Annotated in this window: 14 protein-coding genes; 9 read left to right on the forward strand and 5 right to left on the reverse strand. The window is 72.2% G+C overall.

Going from position 1 to position 18,942, the window contains the following annotated elements; all coding sequences use genetic code 11:
* The first annotated feature begins 19 nt into the window (after positions 1-19).
* Positions 20-1,405 (forward strand): type VII secretion protein EccB, encoded by a 1,386-nt coding sequence (eccB, locus tag EV193_RS05860; RefSeq protein ID WP_130342982.1) that lies wholly within the window; start codon positions 20-22, stop codon positions 1,403-1,405.
* Between the two features lie 17 nt (positions 1,406-1,422).
* On the opposite strand, the gene mycP is transcribed toward eccB, so the two are convergent.
* Both mycP and eccD read right to left on the reverse strand, forming a co-directional pair.
* Positions 1,423-2,628, reverse strand: coding sequence for a type VII secretion-associated serine protease mycosin (gene mycP / locus EV193_RS05865; protein ID WP_130342983.1), 1,206 nt, complete (start codon positions 2,626-2,628; stop codon positions 1,423-1,425).
* Positions 2,625-4,178 (reverse strand): type VII secretion integral membrane protein EccD, encoded by a 1,554-nt coding sequence (eccD, locus tag EV193_RS05870; protein WP_130342984.1) that lies wholly within the window; start codon positions 4,176-4,178, stop codon positions 2,625-2,627. The genes mycP and eccD overlap by 4 nt, the downstream gene beginning before the upstream one ends.
* 124 nt (positions 4,179-4,302) lie before the next feature.
* Between eccD and eccCa the strand changes: the two genes are divergently transcribed.
* The 7 genes from eccCa (at position 4,303) to EV193_RS05910 (ending at position 12,846) form a co-directional block, all read left to right on the forward strand.
* Positions 4,303-8,232: a type VII secretion protein EccCa gene (eccCa, locus tag EV193_RS05875; RefSeq protein ID WP_207222526.1), complete on the forward strand. Its 3,930-nt coding sequence runs from the start codon at positions 4,303-4,305 to the stop codon at positions 8,230-8,232.
* 120 nt (positions 8,233-8,352) lie between these two features.
* The gene (locus EV193_RS05880) at positions 8,353-8,688 is read left to right on the forward strand and encodes a hypothetical protein (RefSeq protein ID WP_130342986.1); all 336 of its coding nucleotides are present in this window, start codon (positions 8,353-8,355) and stop codon (positions 8,686-8,688) included.
* A 27-nt stretch (positions 8,689-8,715) separates the two neighbouring features.
* Positions 8,716-9,015, forward strand: a complete 300-nt coding sequence (locus tag EV193_RS05885; protein ID WP_130342987.1) for a hypothetical protein — start codon at positions 8,716-8,718, stop codon at positions 9,013-9,015.
* Positions 9,012-9,326 (forward strand): hypothetical protein, encoded by a 315-nt coding sequence (locus EV193_RS05890; protein ID WP_130342988.1) that lies wholly within the window; start codon positions 9,012-9,014, stop codon positions 9,324-9,326. Before EV193_RS05885 ends, EV193_RS05890 begins: the two co-directional genes overlap by 4 nt.
* Before the next feature lie 21 nt (positions 9,327-9,347).
* Positions 9,348-10,607 (forward strand): hypothetical protein, encoded by a 1,260-nt coding sequence (locus EV193_RS33675; protein WP_207222527.1) that lies wholly within the window; start codon positions 9,348-9,350, stop codon positions 10,605-10,607.
* 5 nt (positions 10,608-10,612) lie between these two features.
* Positions 10,613-10,954: a hypothetical protein gene (locus tag EV193_RS05905; protein WP_130342990.1), complete on the forward strand. Its 342-nt coding sequence runs from the start codon at positions 10,613-10,615 to the stop codon at positions 10,952-10,954.
* 2 nt (positions 10,955-10,956) lie between these two features.
* The gene (locus EV193_RS05910) at positions 10,957-12,846 is read left to right on the forward strand and encodes a putative alpha/beta hydrolase (protein WP_165401255.1); all 1,890 of its coding nucleotides are present in this window, start codon (positions 10,957-10,959) and stop codon (positions 12,844-12,846) included.
* A gap of 4 nt (positions 12,847-12,850) precedes the next feature.
* Here the strand turns inward: EV193_RS05910 and EV193_RS05915 are convergent, their stop codons facing one another.
* The gene (locus EV193_RS05915; protein ID WP_130342992.1) at positions 12,851-13,366 is read right to left on the reverse strand and encodes a hypothetical protein; all 516 of its coding nucleotides are present in this window, start codon (positions 13,364-13,366) and stop codon (positions 12,851-12,853) included.
* A gap of 148 nt (positions 13,367-13,514) precedes the next feature.
* Between EV193_RS05915 and EV193_RS05920 the strand changes: the two genes are divergently transcribed.
* Positions 13,515-14,507 carry a hypothetical protein gene (locus EV193_RS05920; protein WP_130342993.1) on the forward strand — a complete coding sequence of 331 codons (993 nt, stop codon included), beginning with the start codon at positions 13,515-13,517 and terminating at the stop codon, positions 14,505-14,507.
* On the opposite strand, the gene EV193_RS05925 is transcribed toward EV193_RS05920, so the two are convergent.
* Together EV193_RS05925 and EV193_RS05930 are read right to left on the reverse strand one after the other, a co-directional pair.
* Positions 14,473-17,523 (reverse strand): AfsR/SARP family transcriptional regulator, encoded by a 3,051-nt coding sequence (locus EV193_RS05925; protein ID WP_130342994.1) that lies wholly within the window; start codon positions 17,521-17,523, stop codon positions 14,473-14,475. The two genes, EV193_RS05920 and EV193_RS05925, sit on opposite strands and share 35 nt — an antisense overlap.
* Positions 17,513-18,895 (reverse strand): AfsR/SARP family transcriptional regulator, encoded by a 1,383-nt coding sequence (locus EV193_RS05930; RefSeq protein WP_130342995.1) that lies wholly within the window; start codon positions 18,893-18,895, stop codon positions 17,513-17,515. Before EV193_RS05930 ends, EV193_RS05925 begins: the two co-directional genes overlap by 11 nt.
* Positions 18,896-18,942: the final 47 nt, after the last annotated feature.

Consider the following 18,942-nt stretch of genomic DNA (forward strand, 5'->3'; position numbering starts at 1 on the left):
CGCCAGGGGAGAGGAAGCAATGGGGAACACGAAGGATCACGTCGAGGCGTACGCCTACGAGGGCCGCCGGCAGGCGACCAGCCTGCTCCGCGGTGCCGACGAGGCGGCCGTCGATCCGCGGCGCAGGATCAACCGGGGCGCCGCCACCGGCCTCGTGATCGCGGTGCTCGTCATGGCCGGTTTCGGTATCGCCGGCTGGCTGGGTGCGGGCAGCGGGCCGGGCCTGCCCGACTCCGGTGCCGTCATCGTGCGCGACACCGGCGACACCTACGTCGCGGTGGACGGCGTCGTGCACCCCGCGCTGAACGTCACCTCCGCGCTGCTCGTGGGCGGCGGGCAGGTCACCCACGTCAAGGCGAGCGCACTGGCCGGCAAGCAGCGCGGGCTGCCCATCGGCATCCCGAACGCCCCGAATTCGTTGCCCGGTAAGGAAAAGCTCACCAACGCGCCGTGGACGGCCTGTGCCGTCCCGGCCGAGGGGAACCTCGCCCCGCCGGTCGACCTGGTGATCGGCGCACCCGCGCCAGCAGAGGGCCGCCTCGCACCGGACGCGGCGATCGTCGTGCGCAACGCGGCCGGCCGCGAGTGGCTGATCATGCAGGGGCGGCGGTTTCCGTTGGAGCCCAACGCGCGCCGCCAGCTCGATCTGCAGTTCGCACCGGTGGTCACGCTGCCGGATCAGGTGATCGCCACCGTGCCGGAGGGGCCCGTGATCGCCGCACCCACGGTCGCGGGTCAGGGCGGCCGGTCGACGGTGGACGTCCCCGGTACGACCGGGCAGATCGGCGACCTGGTCAGCACCTCGGCGCCGGGCATCGGCGACCGGTTCTCGGTGATCCAGCGCGACGGGCTCACACGGGTGACACCACTGGTGTTCACGCTCCTCGTCGGCAACGGCGCCCGAGTGTCCACAGTGGACCCATCGGTGGTCGCCAGGGCACCGGTCTCCGCACTTCCCGCACCCGGCAGCCCGGCCTGGCCGGACGTGAAACCGCGCAGTGCCAACCCGATGCGCGGGCAGCCGGTCTGTGTCAGCACCACTCCCGGCGCGGCGCCGGGCAACGCCGCCTGGATCGTCGAGGTCAGTCAGCCGTCCAGGGTGCCGAGCCCGCCGGGGTTCAGCCCGGTGGCTGTCCGGGACGTGCAGGGCGTGCTCCGGTCGATCGTGATCGCACCCGGGACGGGCGCGGTGATCAAGGCGGTGTCGTCCAGCGGGCAGGACGGCGCCATCACCTTGATCACCGACGCCGGACTGCGGTATCCGATCCCGCCGGGGGATGCCGTTCAGCGGCTGGGCTACGACCCGGCGGCGCTGCGCGGCGTGCCGAAGTCCTTCGTCGAGCTGCTGCCGGCCGGTCCGGTACTCGACCCGGAGGCGGCCCGGCGGGAGTTCCCCGGGGTGTGAGGTCCCAGCGCGTGCGGTCACAGCAGGTCGACCTCCGGCGGATCGGCCGCCGAGCGCGCCGGGCCGGTGGCCGACCGGCGAGCCCAGCGCAGGACGAGCACGCCGGCGAAGATCGCCGCGAGGGCGAGCAGCGCGCCGCCCCAACCGAGTGCGGTCTTCGCGAGCGGGGGCAGCGCGGTGTCCTCGTGCGGCAGGGGAGCGACCTCGATCTGCTTCGGCCGCGGTGGCGCGCTCGGCACGGCCGCGCCGGGGGCGGTGAGTGCCGCGTACGGGTCCACGATTCCGGCGCCGACCCGGCGATCGCGCGGCCCGGCGATCCGGACCGCGGTGGACGTCAGCCGGTCGGCCACCTCCGCGGCGGTCGCCTTCGGGTACCGCTGGAGCACGAGCGCGGCGGTACCGGACACCACGGCGGTGGCGAAGCTCGTTCCACCGACGGTCAGGTACCGGCCGCCGGGCGCGGTCGTGGTGAGGGCGACCCCTGGTGCGGCGATGTCCACCCAGTCGCCGGCATTGGACTCCTCGACCGGCCTACCCCGCTCGTCCACGGCGGCGACCGCGAGCACCCCGTCGTAGGCCGCCGGGTACCACGTCTGGCCCGGCTGCGTCCGGCCCTCGTTGCCCGCGGCGGCCACCACGACGACACCTCGGGCCACCGCGTCGGCGACGGCCGCGCGGATCGCCGGATCGTCCACCGGCGTCGCGAAGGACAGGTTCAGCACCCGCGCGCCGTGGTCCACCGCGTCTCGGATGCCGCGGGCCAGGAGGTCGCGTCGGAGGTTCTCCACCGGAGACGCGAACCGGACGGGGTAGATCGCCGACTGCGGTGCGATTCCGTACACCCGAGGATCGGTGCCGCGACGCGCGGCGATCAAGCCGGCGACCATCGTGCCGTGCGGCGCGCAGTCCAGCGGCTGTCCGGCCGACAGGGTGCCCGACTCGTCGATCTGGGTACCCGGACCGGCGAGCGCGCCGGTGAGCTTCGGGTGCTGCCAGTCCACGCCCGAGTCCACGACGCCGACGGTCACCCCGGCGCCGGTGGCCAACTCGTGCGCGCGTTCCAGACCGAGCCGGGCGATCAGCGGATCCTGACCGGCCGGTGGCTGTGGCTCGCCTTGCGCGACGGGCGCGGAGCATCCCGGCTGCTGTGCCTGCGCGACGGCGGCGGGGCACACCAGCATGGTGATCGCGGCGGCGAGCCCGGCGGCGGCCCGCCTGGTCATGCGCCCAACTCCAGCAGCGCCGAGTAGACCTCCCACACCGCGAGCGCCAGCGGTGCCACCGACAGCAGCAGCACCAGCTCGGCGAGGTCCAGCGAGCGGGCCGCCCTCGGGCTCGGCGGGCGCTTGCCGTGCACGACACCGGCGAGCCCGCCACACAGCGCGATCGCCAGCAGCGTCGGCAACGCGATGCCCAGCAGCGCGCCGTCGTCGCCCGCGTTCTCCATGAGGTAGCCGATGATGACGCCGACGAGTGCCAGCGCCGCCGTGCACACCGCCGTGATCACCTGCGCGCGCTCGCGGAAAAGCCTGGCGCGCAAGGCAACCAGCACGGCCAGCACGGCGGCGAGCACGCGCGCCCAGGTGCCGTCGAACGCCAGTACCGCGATCCCGGCGGCCACGACGGCGTGCACCCCGGCGGACAGACCGGTCAGCAACTGGCGCGCGATCGCCACCTGACGACTCGCGCGCTCCAACTCCACCTGGCCCGGCACGTTCGCGATGTCCTCCGCGGACTTGGGCAACTGTGGCCTCGGCAGCCGGGCCAGCCGCAGCGCCAGCGTCGGCAACGCCGTCGAGCCGGCCAGTGCCAGGGGCGCGATCAGGGCGGCCACCCATGCCGCGGAACCGTCCGACAACACGGCCACCACACCGGCGAGCAGGCCGAGGATCCCGATCATGGCGATCGCGGCGAACGTGGCGTCGCCCGCACCGACGAGCAGCGCGCCGAGCACCGCGACCACGAGTACGGCGGCCGAGGCGAGCAGCAGGTGCGGTGCGCCCCACGGATCGCCGAGCAGCCGGACGGCGCCGGCGGCGGCGAGTGGTGCGGCGAGCGCGGCGGTGACGGTCGCCGCCCCGGTCTCACCCGCCGCGCGGGCGAGACCGGTACCTCCGGCGACCAGCAGCGCGGCCGCTGCGAGGGTGAGCACACCGCCGAGCATCGCCCCGCTGATCGCCGCCGCGGTCGCCGCGCCGAGTACCGCGAGTATCGCGAACGTCGCGCACGCCGCCCGGGTTTGCTTTGTGCCCCAAGGGTTTTCCACCGACTCGTGGCCGATTACCTCGACCACGTCGTCGTACAGCGGCGGCGGGCGGCGCTCGGACGCCGGGCGCAGCACGAGCACCTCGCCCTCCCGCACGGCGTTGGCGTGCAGGCTGAGTGCAGCGTCAAGCGTCGCGCCGTCCAGTCGGGTCAGCAGCCAGCCGGTGCCACCGGCCGCACCCCGGTCCGGGATCGCGTACCGCAACATCGCGGGCAGCAGGTGCGCGAGCGGAATCGAGGACGGCACGGTCAGGTCGACCCTGGTGCGCGGTCCCGCGATGGTGACGCGGCACAGGCCGCCCGCCGCCCGGCTGCCGATGCCGGTCGGCGAGGCCGCGGGCGAGGGCTGGGGTCTTCCGCCGGGCGGCGGAGCGGCCGGCCGCCGCGCCGGGGGCGCGGGTACCGGTTGCGCTTGCTTGTGTTGTCCTTGCTGGGGTTTCGGCGGTGTGCCGGTAGCGCGTACTGTGGCGTTCGCGCCGCCGGTTGGTGGAGCCGGCGGCCTGGTCATTCGATGTTCCCCCTTGGTTTTCGTGGTTCGCGATTCGTCAGTCGCACCCGCCATGGTGGCGAGCCGACCTTGAACAATCCCTGGTACGGCCGCTCACCGAGAATCGCGACAGGGGAGCGACCTGGTGACCGAGACGCTGTTCCGCCGACCGCCGCGGCTGCCCGTGCCGTCCGTCCCGGACGGTGAGGTGGCGCTGCGCCCACCGCCCGAACTGCCCCGCCCGGACTCCGGCGGCGGCTGGCTGACCGCCCTGCCCGCGCTGTCCGGCCTCGGCTCGGTGGCGTACCTGTTCGCCGGACCGCCGAGTCCGATCACCTACGTGGCCGGCTCGTTCTTCCTGTTCTCCTCGCTGGCGATCGTGGTCTGTTCGCTGCTGCGGAGCCGGTCGAGCCAGAAGGGCGACACGGCCACCACCCGCCGCGACTACCTGCGCTACCTCGTGTCGGTCCGCGCGCAGGTGCGCAAGACGGCGGACGCGCAGCGCGAACACCTGGAGTGGACCGCGCCCGAGCCCGGCGTGCTGTGGTCGCTGGTGGACGACGCGCGGCTGTGGGAGCGGCGGTCATCCGACGAGGACTTCGGCGTGGTCCGGCTCGGCACCGGCCCCCGATACCTGGCCACGCCGCTCGTGCCGGCCGAGTCCGGGGCCGTCGAGGACCTCGATCCCCTTGCGGCACAAGCACTCAAGCGGTTCGTCACGACTCACACGGCCGTGCCCGACCTGCCCGTGCAGGCCTCGTTGCGGCGGTTCGCCGGCCTCTCGATCACGGGCGATCGGGCCGCGGCGCGCGCACTGGCCCGTGCGGTGATCGCGCACGCCGTCACGTTCCACTCGCCGAAGGATCTCCGAGTCGCGGTGTGCGCCGACGTGGACGGCGCCGACTGGAGCTGGGTCAAGTGGCTGCCGCACGCCCGGCACCCCGCGCACACCGACCACGCCGGCCCGGCGCGGCAGACGCACCGCGCGCTGGCCGTGCTGGAGGAGATGCTCGGCGACGAGCTGACCAGGCGGTCGCGGTTCAACCGGCACGGCGAGCCGGATCCGGATCTGCCGCACGTGCTGGTCGTGCTGGACGGCGCGGCGGTGACCGGCGAGGAACTGGTGCTCGCCGAGGACGGTCTGCAGGCCGTCACCGTGCTCGATCTGGACGGGGTGGCCGACGAACTGGTGCGCGCACACGGGCTGGCCCTGCGGGTGGACTCCGACCGCACGCTCACCGTGCGCACCGCCGGCCGCGACGATCACCTCGGCACCGCCGACACGCTCGCGCCGGCCAGCGCGGCGGCACTCGCCCAGCAGCTCGCCGGGTACCGCCTGGACGCCGACACGACCGGCGACGGCGATCTTTCCGCGGCCAGCAAGACGCTGCCGCAGCTGCTCGGCATCACCGATCCGGCGGCGATCGACCTTGCCACGTCGTGGAAACCGCGTCCGGTCCGCGATCGGCTCCGTGTTCCGATCGGTATCGCGGCCGACGGCACGGTGCTCGAACTCGACGTGAAGGAATCGGCGCAGGACGGCATGGGCCCGCACGGGTTGCTGGTCGGCGCGACCGGGTCCGGCAAGTCGGAGCTGCTGCGCACGCTGGTGCTCGGCATGGCGGCCACGCATTCGCCGGAGCAGCTGAACATGGTGCTCGTCGACTTCAAGGGCGGCGCCACGTTCGCCGACCTCGGGCGGCTGCCGCACGTCGCCGCCACGATCACCAACCTGGAGGACGACCTGGCGCTGGTCGACCGGATGCGCGAAGCGCTGGCCGGGGAGATGAACCGGCGGCAGGAGATCCTGCGCGACGCCGGGAACGTGGTCTCGATCCGGGACTACGAGCAGCGGCGACAGGCGGGCGCTCCACTGCCGCCGATGCCGAGCCTGCTGATCGTGGTGGACGAGTTTTCCGAGCTGTTGAGCCAAAAACCGGACTTCGTGGACCTGTTCGTCCAAATTGGACGGTTGGGTCGCTCGCTCGGACTGCACCTGCTGCTGGCGTCGCAGCGGCTGGACGAGGGGCGGCTGCGCGGGCTGGAGGCGCACCTGTCCTACCGGATCGGGTTGCGCACGTTCTCCGCCGAGGAGAGCCGGGTCGCGATCGGCGTGCCGGACGCTGTCGATCTGCCGTCCGCGCCCGGTCACGGCTATCTGGCGACCGAGGCGCGCACGCGCAAGCGATTCCGCGCGGGGTACGTCTCCGGCGCGTACTCGGCACCCGGCCGGCGCGGGCCGGTTGGGCCGGACGCCGTGCCCGAGGTGCGCCCGTTCCCGGCCTCGCGGCTGCCGGTTCCCGCGCGACTGCGCGCGCCCGCACCGGGACCGGCGGACCCGAAGAACGAGGTCACCCTGCTGACGGTGATGGTCGGCCAGATGGCGGGCAAGGGCACGCCGGCGCACCGGGTGTGGCTGCCGCCGCTGGAGGCGCCCGAGCCGCTGGACGCGCTGCTGCCCGGGGTCGCGGTGCGGCCCGATCGCGGGTTCTGCGCCTCGCCGGACGCGCCCGAGTTGGCCGTGCCGATCGGGATCGTGGACCGCCCGTACCACCAGCGCCGCGATCCGCTGGTGATCGATCTCGCCGGCGCCGGCGGGCACGTGGCGATCGTCGGCGGGCCGCAGTCCGGCAAGTCGACCACGCTGCGCACCCTGATCACCGGGCTGTCACTGCGGCACACGCCCGACGAGGTGCAGTTCTACGCGATGGACTTCTCCGGCGCGTTGTTCTCCCTCGTCGGCCTGCCGCACCTGGGTGCGGTCGCCGGACGGCAGGACGAGGAGGTGCTGCACCGGATCGTCGCGGAGGTCACCGCGGTCGTGGAGCACCGGGAGACGCGGTTCCGCGAACTCGGTGTGGACGGGATGGCGGCGTACCGGAAGTTGCGCGCGAATGGTGCGGTGCCCAGCGACACTCATGGGGACCCGTTCGGCGACGTGTTCCTCGTGGTGGACGGCTGGGCGGTGCTCCGGCAGGACCACGAGGACCTCGAGGAGCGGATCCTGAACCTGGTCAGCCGGGCGTTGACCTACGGCGTGCACGTCGTGGTCACCGCGAACCGCTGGCTCGATCTGCGGCTCGGGCTGCGCGACCTGATGGGCACGAAGATCGAGTTGAAGCTGGGCGACCCGCTCGACTCGGAGATCGACCGCAGGACGCAGGAAGCCGTGCCCGTCGATCGGCCGGGCCGGGGCGTCAGCCGGGACCGGGCGCACTTCCTCGGCGCGGTGCCGAGGGTGGACGGCGTACGCGGCGCGGACGATCTCGGCGCGGGCGTCGCCGACCTGATCGGCAAGATCGACGGCAACTGGCCCGGCGCGCCCGCACCGCCGGTCCGGCTGCTGCCCGCGTTGCTGGAGTACGACGAGCTGCCCACCGACGGCGGTCTCGCGATCGGTCTGGAGGGCCAGCGCCTCGGGCCGGTCGTGCTGGACCGGCGCACCGATCCCGGGCTCGTGCTGATCGGCGACGCCGAGTCGGGCAAGACCTCGACACTGCGCGCGATCGCCCGGCAGGTGGTCGATCGGGCGCGGCCGCGCGAGGACAAGATCGTGCTGATCGACTACCGGTTCACCATGCTCGGCGAGTTCGACGGCGACTGCGTGCTCGGGTACGCCAACAACCAGCAGCAGGTCGTGGACGTGGTGGCCGGGCTGGTCGAGGGCTTCACCAAGCGGCTGCCGGGGCCGGACGTGACGCCCGAGGAACTGCGCACCCGAAGCTGGTGGACCGGGCCGGACGTGCACATCGTGGTGGACGACTACGACCTGGTCGCCACCTCGGCGGGCAACCCGCTGCTGCCACTGCTGGAGTTCGTGCCGCAGGCGCGCAGCCTCGGGTTGCACCTGTACGTGTCCCGCGCCGCCGGTGGGGCGGGGCGGGCGGTGCTGGATCCGGTGCTGGGCCGGCTGCGCGAGTTGGCGTTCCCGACCGTGGTGCTCAGCGCGCCGGTCGACGAGGGACCGCTGTTCGGCGTGCGGCCGATCCGTCAGCGGCCGGGCCGGGGAACGCTGGTGCACCGCACGATCGGCACGGTCCCGGTCCAGCTCGCCAGGCTGGATACGGCGCGCTGAATATTACGGAATTCGGCAGAGTGCGCGAAGCAAGGTTTCTTCAAGGTATTCGTCCTGCGGAGATGCCAATCTTGGCGATGTGCGGCACCGCGCTGTCCAAACAATTCGAAGGGACTCGAAATGCCTGATGGTCCGAAAATCGACCTGACCGCCGTGCAGGCGGCGGAGCGGGTCGTCGACGACGCCGTTCAGCAAATGGAGGGCGTGACCAAGCAGATTCTCGCGCAGGCGGGATTGAGCCAGGCCGCCATGAAAGCGCCCGCCGGACAGATCACGGCCAGCACGTTCGACGACATCGGTGGCGGCGGGCGCGCGCTCGCCGAGACGCTCGGCCAGCTGCGTACGGACCTCGGTCTGCTGCGCCAGGCCGCTCTCGCCGGGTCCGACCGGGCCTCGTCGGCGGCGTCCCGGGGTGCGGCCGGTGGCGGGCACCCGGTCGCCGGCGGAATGCAGTAACCGATCATCTGACAAGGGGAGGAAGAAATGACCGATTACCTGGAATTCAAGACCGGGGAGATTCAGCAGATCGCCTCGGCCACTCGTGGTCACCAGGCCCAATGGGATCAAATCTGGAATACCGTGCGCACCCGGCTCGGCGGTGTCGTCTCGGCCGCACTCGACGCGCAGACCGGTTCCTCTCTCGAGGAGCGCACCGTCGAGTACAACCAGAAGACCCAGCAGTACAACCAGCAACTGCTCGCGCAGCAGAACGCGGTGCGCAATGTCGGTGACATCGCCACCGAGACCAATCACCAGATGACCAGGACGATCTCGGGCCGATGACTGGCGATGTCGTCTTCGACGAGGGAAAGCTGCGCGCGTTCGCCGCGGAGCTGCGAAGCACGCACAACTCCGAGCAGCTCAAGGCACAGCTGATCGACGGGCTTGTCGGGCCGGACGTGTTCGGTCCGATCGAGGGCGGGGCGCGGGCCGCGAACGGTTTGCGGCAGACGCTCACCGCGCTGCTCGCCGACCTCGAGCGAATCGGGGTGGACACCGCGGAACTGGCCAGCAACGCCATCGCCGCGGCGGACCAGGCGACATCGGCGGCACGGCGGACGGAGGCGGCCGCGCGCGGCGGTCGCGATCGATAGTCGACAGAGGGGGAGAAGACCATGTCCGGCGCGGACTTCGACGCGCTCTACGCGAAGATCAACGCGATTGTGCCAGGCGGGCTGAACACCGCGGCCGCGGCGTGGCGCGGGTTCGCCAAGGCGTGCCAGATCTCCGCGGCCAAGGCGGGCCGGGCGGCGGGCAACGTCGGCGGTCACTCGACGGCGCCGTACCAGGCGGCGGCCGACCGGGCCAACCCGATCGCCGGCCGGGTCAGCGGGCTAGCCGCGCAGGCGACCGCGATGGCGGGCCGGCTCGCCACCGCGAGCGAGGTGGCCGCGCGGGCGCAATACGAGGCGTACCAACAGAAAGCGCAAGTCGATCAGGCGATCCGGCAGGCCGGCGCGGCCGCGGACTATCACGGTGACACCAACGTGCAGCCCAACGGCGCCGCCACCGCGAGCACGAACGCCGGGACCCGGCTCGCCATCGAGAACGCCAAGGCCGCAGCCGCCGCGAAGCTGCGCGCGGAGGCGGCGAAGGTCACCGCGGCGTACAACGCCTTCGGCACGTCGGCCCCGAGTGAATCCGGCGGCGGTGGAGCGGGCGGCGGTGGAGCGGGCGGCGGCGGTGCGGCTGGTGGCGGTGCGGCTGGTGGTGGTGCTTCGGCTTCCGGTGGGCCGGCGCCCGCGTCGTCGGCCGTCGCCGGACCGGAGGCGGGCGACTTCGCCGGTTGGGTGCGCGACCCGCGCACCGGGCACCTGGTCGATCCGGCGAGCGGCCAGGCGTTCGACCCGGGGTCCGGCCGTTACATCGATCCGTTGACCGGCAAGCCTTTCGGCGAGGTCGCCCAGTACGCGTCTCGGTTGGAGGGCCTGTCCGCCGGCGCGCCGGCGACCAGCGCCGGCGGGATCGCGCCGCTGGCCACCGCCGGCACGGGTTCGGCGCCGGTGTACGGCGGCGTGATCCCACCCAGTTTGAGCCCGACCAACCCGGCCGCCGCGCAACTCCAACAACGGGCGGCGCAACAACTCGCCGCCAACGCGGCGGCGGCGCGCCAGTACGCCGCCGCCTCCGGACACCCGTACCCGCCGCCTGCCGGGGGTGGGTACGCCGGTGCCGCGCCGTCCGGCACCCGAAGCAGGGGTCGGTCGCCCCAGAACTCCGCACCCCCCTCGATCTGGGGCGGCCACCCCTCCTCCACCCGCTCCACGCGCGAGCGGAAGCAGACAGAGGAGTCGGCATCGCATTGGGCCACGGACAACGAGATGTGGTCCAGCGGCCAGCAGATCCGCGACGACCTTCTCGACGACAAGGGCTGATGACCATGAGCGACATGAAGTACAACACCGACCAACTGCGCGACAGCGCGAGGAGCGATCGCCAGGCGAGCGACGCCGCGGACGCGGCGGGGCGTGGGCTCGGCGGCGCCAGCATCGGCGCGGGAATCTTCGGTGACATCGACGGCGGCGGTGGCCTCGCGGGTGCCCTCGGGAGCGCCCAGTCCGACCATGTCCGCGCCGCGCGAGCGGCGGCGACCAAGGCGGACAATCAGGCCGGCGGGACGGATCAGACCGCCGCCGCCGGTGACCACCTGACCGCCGCCACCACGCGGATCGCCAACCAGGGCACGGTCAACCGGGTCGCCGACGGAATGGGTGGGAGCTGACCGTGCCGATCACCCAAGCCGATCTGGCGGCACGTGCCCAGATCAACCCGTGGAAACTGCTGGAGGGATTCACCGCGGGCGATCCCGCCGAGATCAGCAACCTGGCTTCGCAGTTCGCCAAGGCGGGCGGAGACACGAAAGCGTCCGTCACCTACAGCCAGCAAGCCGGAAAACAGGCCCACGACGGCTATTCGGTCGCCGGGAGTCCGGTACCGACGAGCCATGTCACGCAGATCAAGAATCAGGTCGGCAGCGGCGACAAGCTGACCAAGATCGCCGGCAGCCTGGACGCCATCGCCGACGACCTCTACGCGCGCACCGCGGCGTCCAAGAACTCGGTACACACGCTCAACGCGCAGATCGCGACATGGAGTGCCGCATACGACCGGAACGAGCTGCTTCAACGCGATCCGGACCAACCGAATGTCGCACAGCTCAAAGCGGCGAACCGAAAAATCCTGGCCGACGCCGTCGCGGCCACGCAGACCGTCGGAAAAGCGGTCGACACCTCGCGAAAGGCGTACGAACAGGCCTTGGCCGGCCATCGGCGGACCCTGTCGAGTCTCGGCTATACACCGCCACCCGAGCTGAACGAAGGAACTCCGGCCGGGCCGCTTCCCGCGGTCCCGGGGGCGGGATCCACACCGCAGAGCAATCGAGCCTGGTGGAACAGCCTGACCGCGCAGCAGCGTCAGGATCTGATCCAGCAGAACCCGCGGGCGATCGGCAATCTCAACGGATTGCCCGCGTCGGCGCGGGACGCCGCGAACAGAATCGCGGTCAAGCAGGACCTCAGCAGTGCTGACAAACGGGTACGCGACAACGCGAATGCCGCACTCCGAGGTCTCTACAACGCGTCTCAGAAAAAGGATCCGCGAACCGGTGAACCGCCCATCGTGCAGCTTTACGCCTACGATGCCCGCGCCTTCGGTGAAGGGGGACGGGCGGCCATCGCCGTCGGCGATATCGACAAGGCGGACAACGTCGTCTTCAACGTTCCGGGGATCAAGAGCGACGGCCTCAGTGCGCCGGATTTGGCCGGACGTGCGGGAGATGTCTACATCGCTAGCCGGAACAGCGATCCGTCGCAATCGACCGCGGTAATCGCCTGGATCGGATACGACGCTCCCGGTGAGGGGATTCCCTCCTCCGAGGCGAACGCGCAGCAGGGCGCGCAGCGACTGACCGCCGATCTCAACGGCCTTCGTGCGAGCCGAGGCAGCGACCAGCCGCACGTCACCGTCGTCGGGCACAGCTACGGAAGTACCGTCGTGGCGCGCGCCGGGCACGATTACCACGCCTACGGACCGAATGACGACATCGTTCTCCTGGGAAGCATCGGCCCGGGTAACGGGATCACCAAAGCCTCGGACCTCAACGTGTCACCGGATCAGGTCCATGTCGGCACGGCTCGCAATGACATCACCATCAACGCGGGTGGCGGACACGGCGCGGACCCGACCAGCAAGGAATTCGGCGCGAAGAGAATCGCCGCCGAGACCGACACCCCGGATATCGATCTGCCCTACGTTCCGGCAGGCGACTACGGTTTCGGCTTCGGCGGCGCACACGGCAGCTACTTCGATCCGAACAGCGAAAGCCTGTACAACGTTGGGCAGATCGCCACCGGCCACGGGGATTCGGTCATTCGGGACTCCGGATCGGACCATCCCACGGCTCGCCCGAACACCCATCGCGACGCGTCGCCGCATCTCGGGTCGCACGACACCGCTCCGCATGTTTCGCAATCGACGGGTACGGCCACCACCTCGGCGGCACCGGCACCGCAGGCACCCGTTCCGGCGCCGACGAACACGATCACCGCCGTGCCGCCGGCCGGTCCGATTCAGGTGATTCCGCAGCGCGAGCGGGTGACCCGCGGAATGGAATGAGCGGTCACCGAAGGATGTCGCAGAACGCGGGCAGTGCTCGCGTGATGTCGAAGCTGCCGTCGAGCAGGCGGCGCACCGGGTGCGGTCCGGCGGCGAAGAGGATCTTTCCGGTCTGGCCGTCGATGACGATCGGGCCGCGATCGACCAGGTGCTCGGTTCCCCGGCGCACGGTGACCGAGGTGCCGTTGATGTAAATGCGTTGGCGCAGACCGGTTTCCGGGTCGAACGTCGATGTCTGTACGAAGTCGACCGGACTGTCGGGCAGGGTGAGCCCGGTGACCGTGTTGCGCACGGTGTTGTCCTCGGTGATGTGTTGCACCAGCTTCACCCGGCGACCTTTGTCGTCGAAGAACGTCCAGTTGACCGAGTGCAGATCGATACTCCACTCGACGCCGTAGTTCCCGCACGCCACCGGATTGGTCAGCACCTGCTGGCGGTCGGTTTCCGTTCGGGTCGGTGGCACCCACGCGACGGCCGGGGTCGCCAGACCCGCCAGCACCGTCGTCGCGATGACGGTCACCACGATTCCTCGCCACGCCATTCTCATGTCGTCAGCAAACTCGGGCAGTCCTTTCCGCACAAGGCCGGCGACACCGATGGCGGGAATTCTTCAAGGTCGGATCGCTAGCGTCGGTGGCGATCTTGGAATCGGCGGCGGAGGAGGCGGCGTGCGGCGGTGGAGGCGGGTTCTGGTCGCGGCGACGGTGGCCGTCGGAGTGGTGGCAGCCGTCGGGGCCGCGAGTGCGGCACCTGGTGAACAGAACCGCTGGGTGGAGCTGGCCGACTGGACGCAGGGCGAGGCGGTCGGCTACGCGAACCAGCTCGACGGCTCCGGCCAGAACGTGCCGACGATGTACTACGCCGCGCTGGCCTACCACGACGCGCTGCGCCACGGCTGGCAGGACAAGCGCACCCAGGAGTGGCTGGGCAAGGTGTACGGCGACCGGCTGGCCAGCGGCGGGTACGGCCTGGACGAGCGGATGGACGCCTACGGCGACGGGCGCTGGAACACCCCGGACACCACCTACGCGATCACCACGGCGTGGCACGTCGGGCGGGTGCTGCTGGCCGGCTACGACGCCGGCGCCGTGCCGCGCGAGGAGATCACCAGGATCGCCGATACGTTGATCGACTTCCCGGTGCTGCGCGGCGGCGAGTGCATCGCCTACTCGTCCAGCGGCTACGACCAGGGCAAGCCGTGCGTGTGGAACGTGGTCGCCGCGGCCGCCTGGTTCCTGTGGCAGACCGACGTTCGCGGCCTCGCACCGCAGGGGGAGCGGGACAAGCTGCTCGCCAAGACCAGGACCTGGCGCGACAACGTGCGCAGTCAGTTCCGCACCGGCCTCGGCGGCTGGCCGTACCAGGACGACACCAGCGGCCCGCAGGGCGCGTGGCACAACGCGGCCACCGTTTACACGATGGCGCAGGCCGACCCCTCGATCGCCACGGCGGCACTGGACGGGCAGTTCCGCGCGTTCCCGGCCAACGGCTCCAACACCGATCTGATCGGCGCGTTCACGAACTACTGCGGCCACGCCGACGTCACCTACCGGGCCGCCTACGACAGTGCGCACGCCAATCCGCCCACGATCAGGGAGAAGCTCGGCGTCCGGGCGTCGTACGTGTTCAGCACCCTGCTTGCCGGGTCGAGTTGCGGCTGACCGTGGCCAGCACCGCGAGCGCCCGCTGTTCGCCGGGCCGGTGGCCGGTGTCGCGGCACAGCGACAGCGATTCGTTCGCCGCCGCGTCGGCGTCCGCGAGCCGGCCCGCGGCGAGGTGCGACCGCGCGGCGGCACACAGCGCGCGTGCCTCGAACACCCGGTATCCGTGCTCGCGGGCCACCGCGAGCGCTGTGTCCACATCGGACAGATCGGCCGTGTGTTCGGCGAACCGGGTCAGCACCTCGACCTGTGAGCGCGGCACGCCACATTCGCGGCCGGCGCGCACGGCCTGCCGATGCCGAGCGAGTGCGGCATCGGTTCTGCCATACAGGTTTTCGACGCAGGCCAGCGCGCTGAGCGCCTCCGCCTTGGTCGCGACACCGGCCAGCCGGGTGGCCAGCGCGAGGCTCGCCCGCGCGTGCCGTTCGGCCTCGTCGGCGTCGCCGAGTTCGAGGTACGCCGATGCCAGGTTCACGTGCGCGTCGGCCCGCAGCGACCGGTCACCGAGCGCCTCGCCGAGTGCGAGCGCGGCCGTGTGCTTGTCGATCGCGGCGGCGACATCGCCGAGCTGGGCGAGCGCCAGACCGGCGTCGGACAGCGCGTTCGCCTCACGGAACCGGGAGCGCGCGGCCGGCAGCAGCCGCAGCTCCTCGGACAGGTGGGCGAGCGCGCGCCTGAGGTGGCCGAGGTTTCCGCAGACCCAGCCGAGGTTGCCGTGCGCCGCACCTTCGATCGCCGGGTCGCCGATCTTCGCCGCGAGATCGATCGCTCTGATCAGGCACGCCATTCCCTCCTCGGGCCGGCCGAGGTTCGGATACAGCCTGCCGAGCTGGGTGAGCGCCGCGGCCGACCCGGGACGCCAGCCGGCGCGTTCCGCCTCGGCCGCCGCCGTCTCGAGCGCCCGCAACGCCTCGTGATCGCCGCCGCGCAGGCGAAGGAAGTAGCCGTGCGCCAACTCGGCCGTGGCGCGTGCCGCGTGATCGCCGTGCTGTCGCGCCGCGGCCACGCCCGCCTCCGTGACCCGCCGCCAGTCCGGGTCGAACGCGCGCACCTGGAAGTAGCCGCGCAGCAGTCCGGAGAGCTGCCACGCCAGCTCGGGCTGACCCTGTTCCTGCGCGGACGCGGCCAGTGCCACCAGGTTCGGGCGCTCGGCGTCCAGCCATGCGAGTGCGGTCTGCTCGTCGGCGAAGTCCTTGTGCGCCAAGGCAATCGTCGGCATGGCGAGGCTCGGCGCGGCCAGCCGGACGGCCCGCGCGGTCGTCGCCGCATAGTGCTTGCCCAGCCGGCACGCTGCCGCCAATCGGGTGAGGCCGTCCTCGTCCGCCTCGGCCCGGTCGCGCGCGAACTGCCGCAGCAGCTCGTGCAGGCGGTAGGTGGGGTGGGTGGGGACGTCGAGCAGGTGCGCCGAGGCGAGGCCGTCCAGCAGGCGGTGCGCCTCGGACGGCGTGACCTCGGCGAGAGCCGCCGCCGCGTCCGGTCTGATGTCCGGCCCGGGGTGGCAGGCCAGCAGCCGGAACAGCCGCCGCTGCCCGGGTTCGAGCCGCTGATACGACAACTCGAACGCGCCGCGCACTCCCGCCAGGGCCGTGCGTGCCCTCAGGTCACGCACGTACTCGTCGACCGCGCGGGCCGGATCACCCGCCAGGTTCGCGGCCGCGATGCGCAACGCGAGCGGGAGGCCACCGCACAACGCGGCCAGCTCGGCGAGATCGTCCCGCTGTCGAGCCCGATCGTCGTCCAGCGCGGCGGCCAGGAGCCCGACCGCGTCGCGCTCGCGGAGGCTCCGCAGCCGGATTCGCCGCGCACCCTCGTCGATCATGAGGTGTTCAAGGCGACGCCGCGACGTGACGACCGTGGCGCACCCGCCCGCCCCCGGCAGCAGCGGGCGGACCTGGGCGGCGCCGGCCGCGTCGTCCAGAACGATCAGCACTTTCCTGGTGGCCAACACCGATCGGTACAGCGCGGCCGCGGCGGCCTCGTCCCGGGGGATCTGCTCGCGGGCCACTCCGAACGCGCGCAGGAATCCGGACAGCACGTCCAGCGCGCACGCCGGTTCGCCGCCGGAGTGCGCACCCAGGTCGGCGTACAACTGCCCGTCCGGGAAATCCGCCGCGTGCCGACGCGCCCAGGTGACCGCGAGGGTGGTCTTCCCGACGCCCGGCTGCCCGGCGATCACCACGAGCGCGTCCCGGACGGTGAGTTCGTCCAACTCGGCCAGCTCCGCGTCGCGGCCGATCAGGTCGACCGGCGCCGGCGGCAACTGCGCGGGCGACCTGCGCGTTCGAACGGCCGCCACCACGGTGTCGCGGGCGGCGGTGAGCAGCTCGCTCGGCTCCGCGCCCAGCTCGTCGTCAAGCCGCCGCACGATCGCCTCGTAGTGATCGACGGCCTCCTCGACCCGCCCGGCCGCGCCGAGTGCCCCGATGTACTGCGCCGCCAACGCCTCGGCGAGCGGATGGTCGGCAGTCGGCTGCCGAAGCCGCCGGATCACGTCGTCGGCCGTGCCGGCGTCGGCGAGCCGCAGCCGGGCCCACTCGGTCAGCACGCCGAGACGTTGGCGACGCAAACTGTCCCGGACCCGGTCGACCCAGTCGCCGGACAGGTCCGCCAGCGGCTCGCCGCGCCACAGGTCGAGTGCCTGCGCCAAGAGCGTGGCCCTCGGCGTGCCGGACAGCCGCCGGGCCCGCGTGACGATCGCCGCCGCGTTCAGCACGTCGACGCGCGACGGCGACACGTCCACGCGGTAGCCGCCGGACTGCCGGGTCAGCGTCACTCCGGCTGCGCCGAGATCACGGCGGAGCCCCGCGAGGTAGGCGTACAGCGTGCTGCGGCTGTGCTGTGCTGCCGGCCGGCCCCAGATGTGGTCGGCCAGCGTGTCGGGCGACACCGGCTGCCCGGCGGCGAGCAGCAACGACGCGAGAACGCACCGCTGCTTCGGTCTGCCGATCGGGCGAGGCACGCCGTTCACCAGCATCTCGACCGGCCCGAGCAGCCGGAATTCCGGGTCAGTGGACATCGGCCGCGCCCCGGACGTAGTCGGCGAGCGTGCGTCCCGGCTGATCGTGCAGCGTGCTGGCGGCGATCCGCAGGGGGAGTGGGAACCGGCCGCATCGTTCGGCCAGGTCCTCGGCGGCGGCCGGGTCCACTCGGTGTTCGCCGAGACGGTCGACCAGGACGGCGACCGCTTCGTCCAGCCGCAGCGGTTCGACGGCGAGCTGGCGGGTGCCCGGAGCGGACAGCGGGCGGCGGCTGGTGATCACGGCGAGGCTGCCCGAATCGTCGGGCGGCAGCAGCGGGAGTACTTGGTCGACGGCGGACGCGTTGTCGATCAGCACGAGCAGGCGGCGGCCGGTGACCGCGGCGCGGAAGGTGCCCGCGACGTCCGCGCCGGCCGGTTCGCCGAGCGCGCGCAGAAACGCCGACAGCACGTCGAGTGGCGGACGGTCCCGCAGATCGGCGTACAACTGGCCGTCCGGGAACCGGGCCGCCGTCCGGTGCGCCCAGGTCGCGGCGAGTGCGGTCTTGCCGATCCCGGCCGGACCGTGGAGCACCACCGCGGCGAGCCGCTGCGACAGCACGGTGTCCAACTCGGCGAGGTGATCGGTTCGTCCGACGAATCCACAGGGCGGCGCGGGGAGCTGGGCCGGCGGGGCGGCCGGGAGCGGGACGGCGGTGCTGGCCGGGCGGGCTCGCAGCAACTGCCCGTGCAGCTCGCGCAGCTTTGGCCCGAGCCGTTCGCCCAGGTCGTCGCGCAGGCGGGCCCTGGCGCGCTCGTAGTGCTCGAGCGCTTCGGCGACCCGGCCCTCGGCCCGCAGCGCGCGCAGGCACGCGGCGATGAGCGGCTCGGCGTGCGGGTGATCGTCGAGCGCGGACTCGACGCGCTCGACCACCTCCGCCGCCTGTCCGGCGTCCACGGCCGCGTCCGCCCACGTGGTCAGCAGCCGCACCCGTTTGCGGTGCGAACAATCGCGGACGACGGTCACCCAGTCACCGGAAAGCCCGTCCAGCGGCGTGCCGCGCCACTCCCGCAACGCCGCGTCCATCCGCGCCAGCGGCACCGGGCCGGCCTGCTCGGCCACCCGGGTGAAGCGGCACAGGTCGACCTGGTCGGGCGATGCCGTGATCACGTAGCCACGGTTGGACCGGCGCACCTCGACGCCGGTGCCACGCAGCAGGCGGCGGATCCGGGCGAGGTAGCTGTACAACGTGTTGCGTGGTTCGGCGGGCGGCGACTGCCCCCACACCCGATCGATCAGCATGTCGGTGGGCACCGGCCGCCCTGTCTGGGACAACAGGGCGGCCAGCACGCACCGCTGTTTTGACGGCCCGAGCTCCACGATCCGGCCCCCGTCGTGAAGCTCGACCGGGCCGAGCAATCGGAATTCCACCGTTCCCCCTCACGGTCACGCCGACGCGCACATCTCCTTGACACCCC

The organism is Herbihabitans rhizosphaerae, from assembly GCF_004216555.1.
Classification (GTDB): Bacteria; Actinomycetota; Actinomycetes; order Mycobacteriales; family Pseudonocardiaceae; genus Herbihabitans; species Herbihabitans rhizosphaerae.

What these genes read in the sequence shown, in the direction of transcription:
- EV193_RS05925 (WP_130342994.1), bottom strand. Translation starts at nt 17,523, where the DNA reads ATGTCCACTGACCCGGAATTCCGGCTGCTCGGGCCGGTCGAGATGCTG.
- mycP (WP_130342983.1), bottom strand. Translation starts at nt 2,628, where the DNA reads ATGACCAGGCGGGCCGCCGCCGGGCTCGCCGCCGCGATCACCATGCTG.
- eccB (WP_130342982.1), top strand. Translation starts at nt 20, where the DNA reads ATGGGGAACACGAAGGATCACGTCGAGGCGTACGCCTACGAGGGCCGC.
- EV193_RS05885 (WP_130342987.1), top strand. Translation starts at nt 8,716, where the DNA reads ATGACCGATTACCTGGAATTCAAGACCGGGGAGATTCAGCAGATCGCC.
- EV193_RS05880 (WP_130342986.1), top strand. Translation starts at nt 8,353, where the DNA reads ATGCCTGATGGTCCGAAAATCGACCTGACCGCCGTGCAGGCGGCGGAG.
- EV193_RS05890 (WP_130342988.1), top strand. Translation starts at nt 9,012, where the DNA reads ATGACTGGCGATGTCGTCTTCGACGAGGGAAAGCTGCGCGCGTTCGCC.
- eccD (WP_130342984.1), bottom strand. Translation starts at nt 4,178, where the DNA reads ATGACCAGGCCGCCGGCTCCACCAACCGGCGGCGCGAACGCCACAGTA.
- EV193_RS05905 (WP_130342990.1), top strand. Translation starts at nt 10,613, where the DNA reads ATGAGCGACATGAAGTACAACACCGACCAACTGCGCGACAGCGCGAGG.
- EV193_RS33675 (WP_207222527.1), top strand. Translation starts at nt 9,348, where the DNA reads ATGTCCGGCGCGGACTTCGACGCGCTCTACGCGAAGATCAACGCGATT.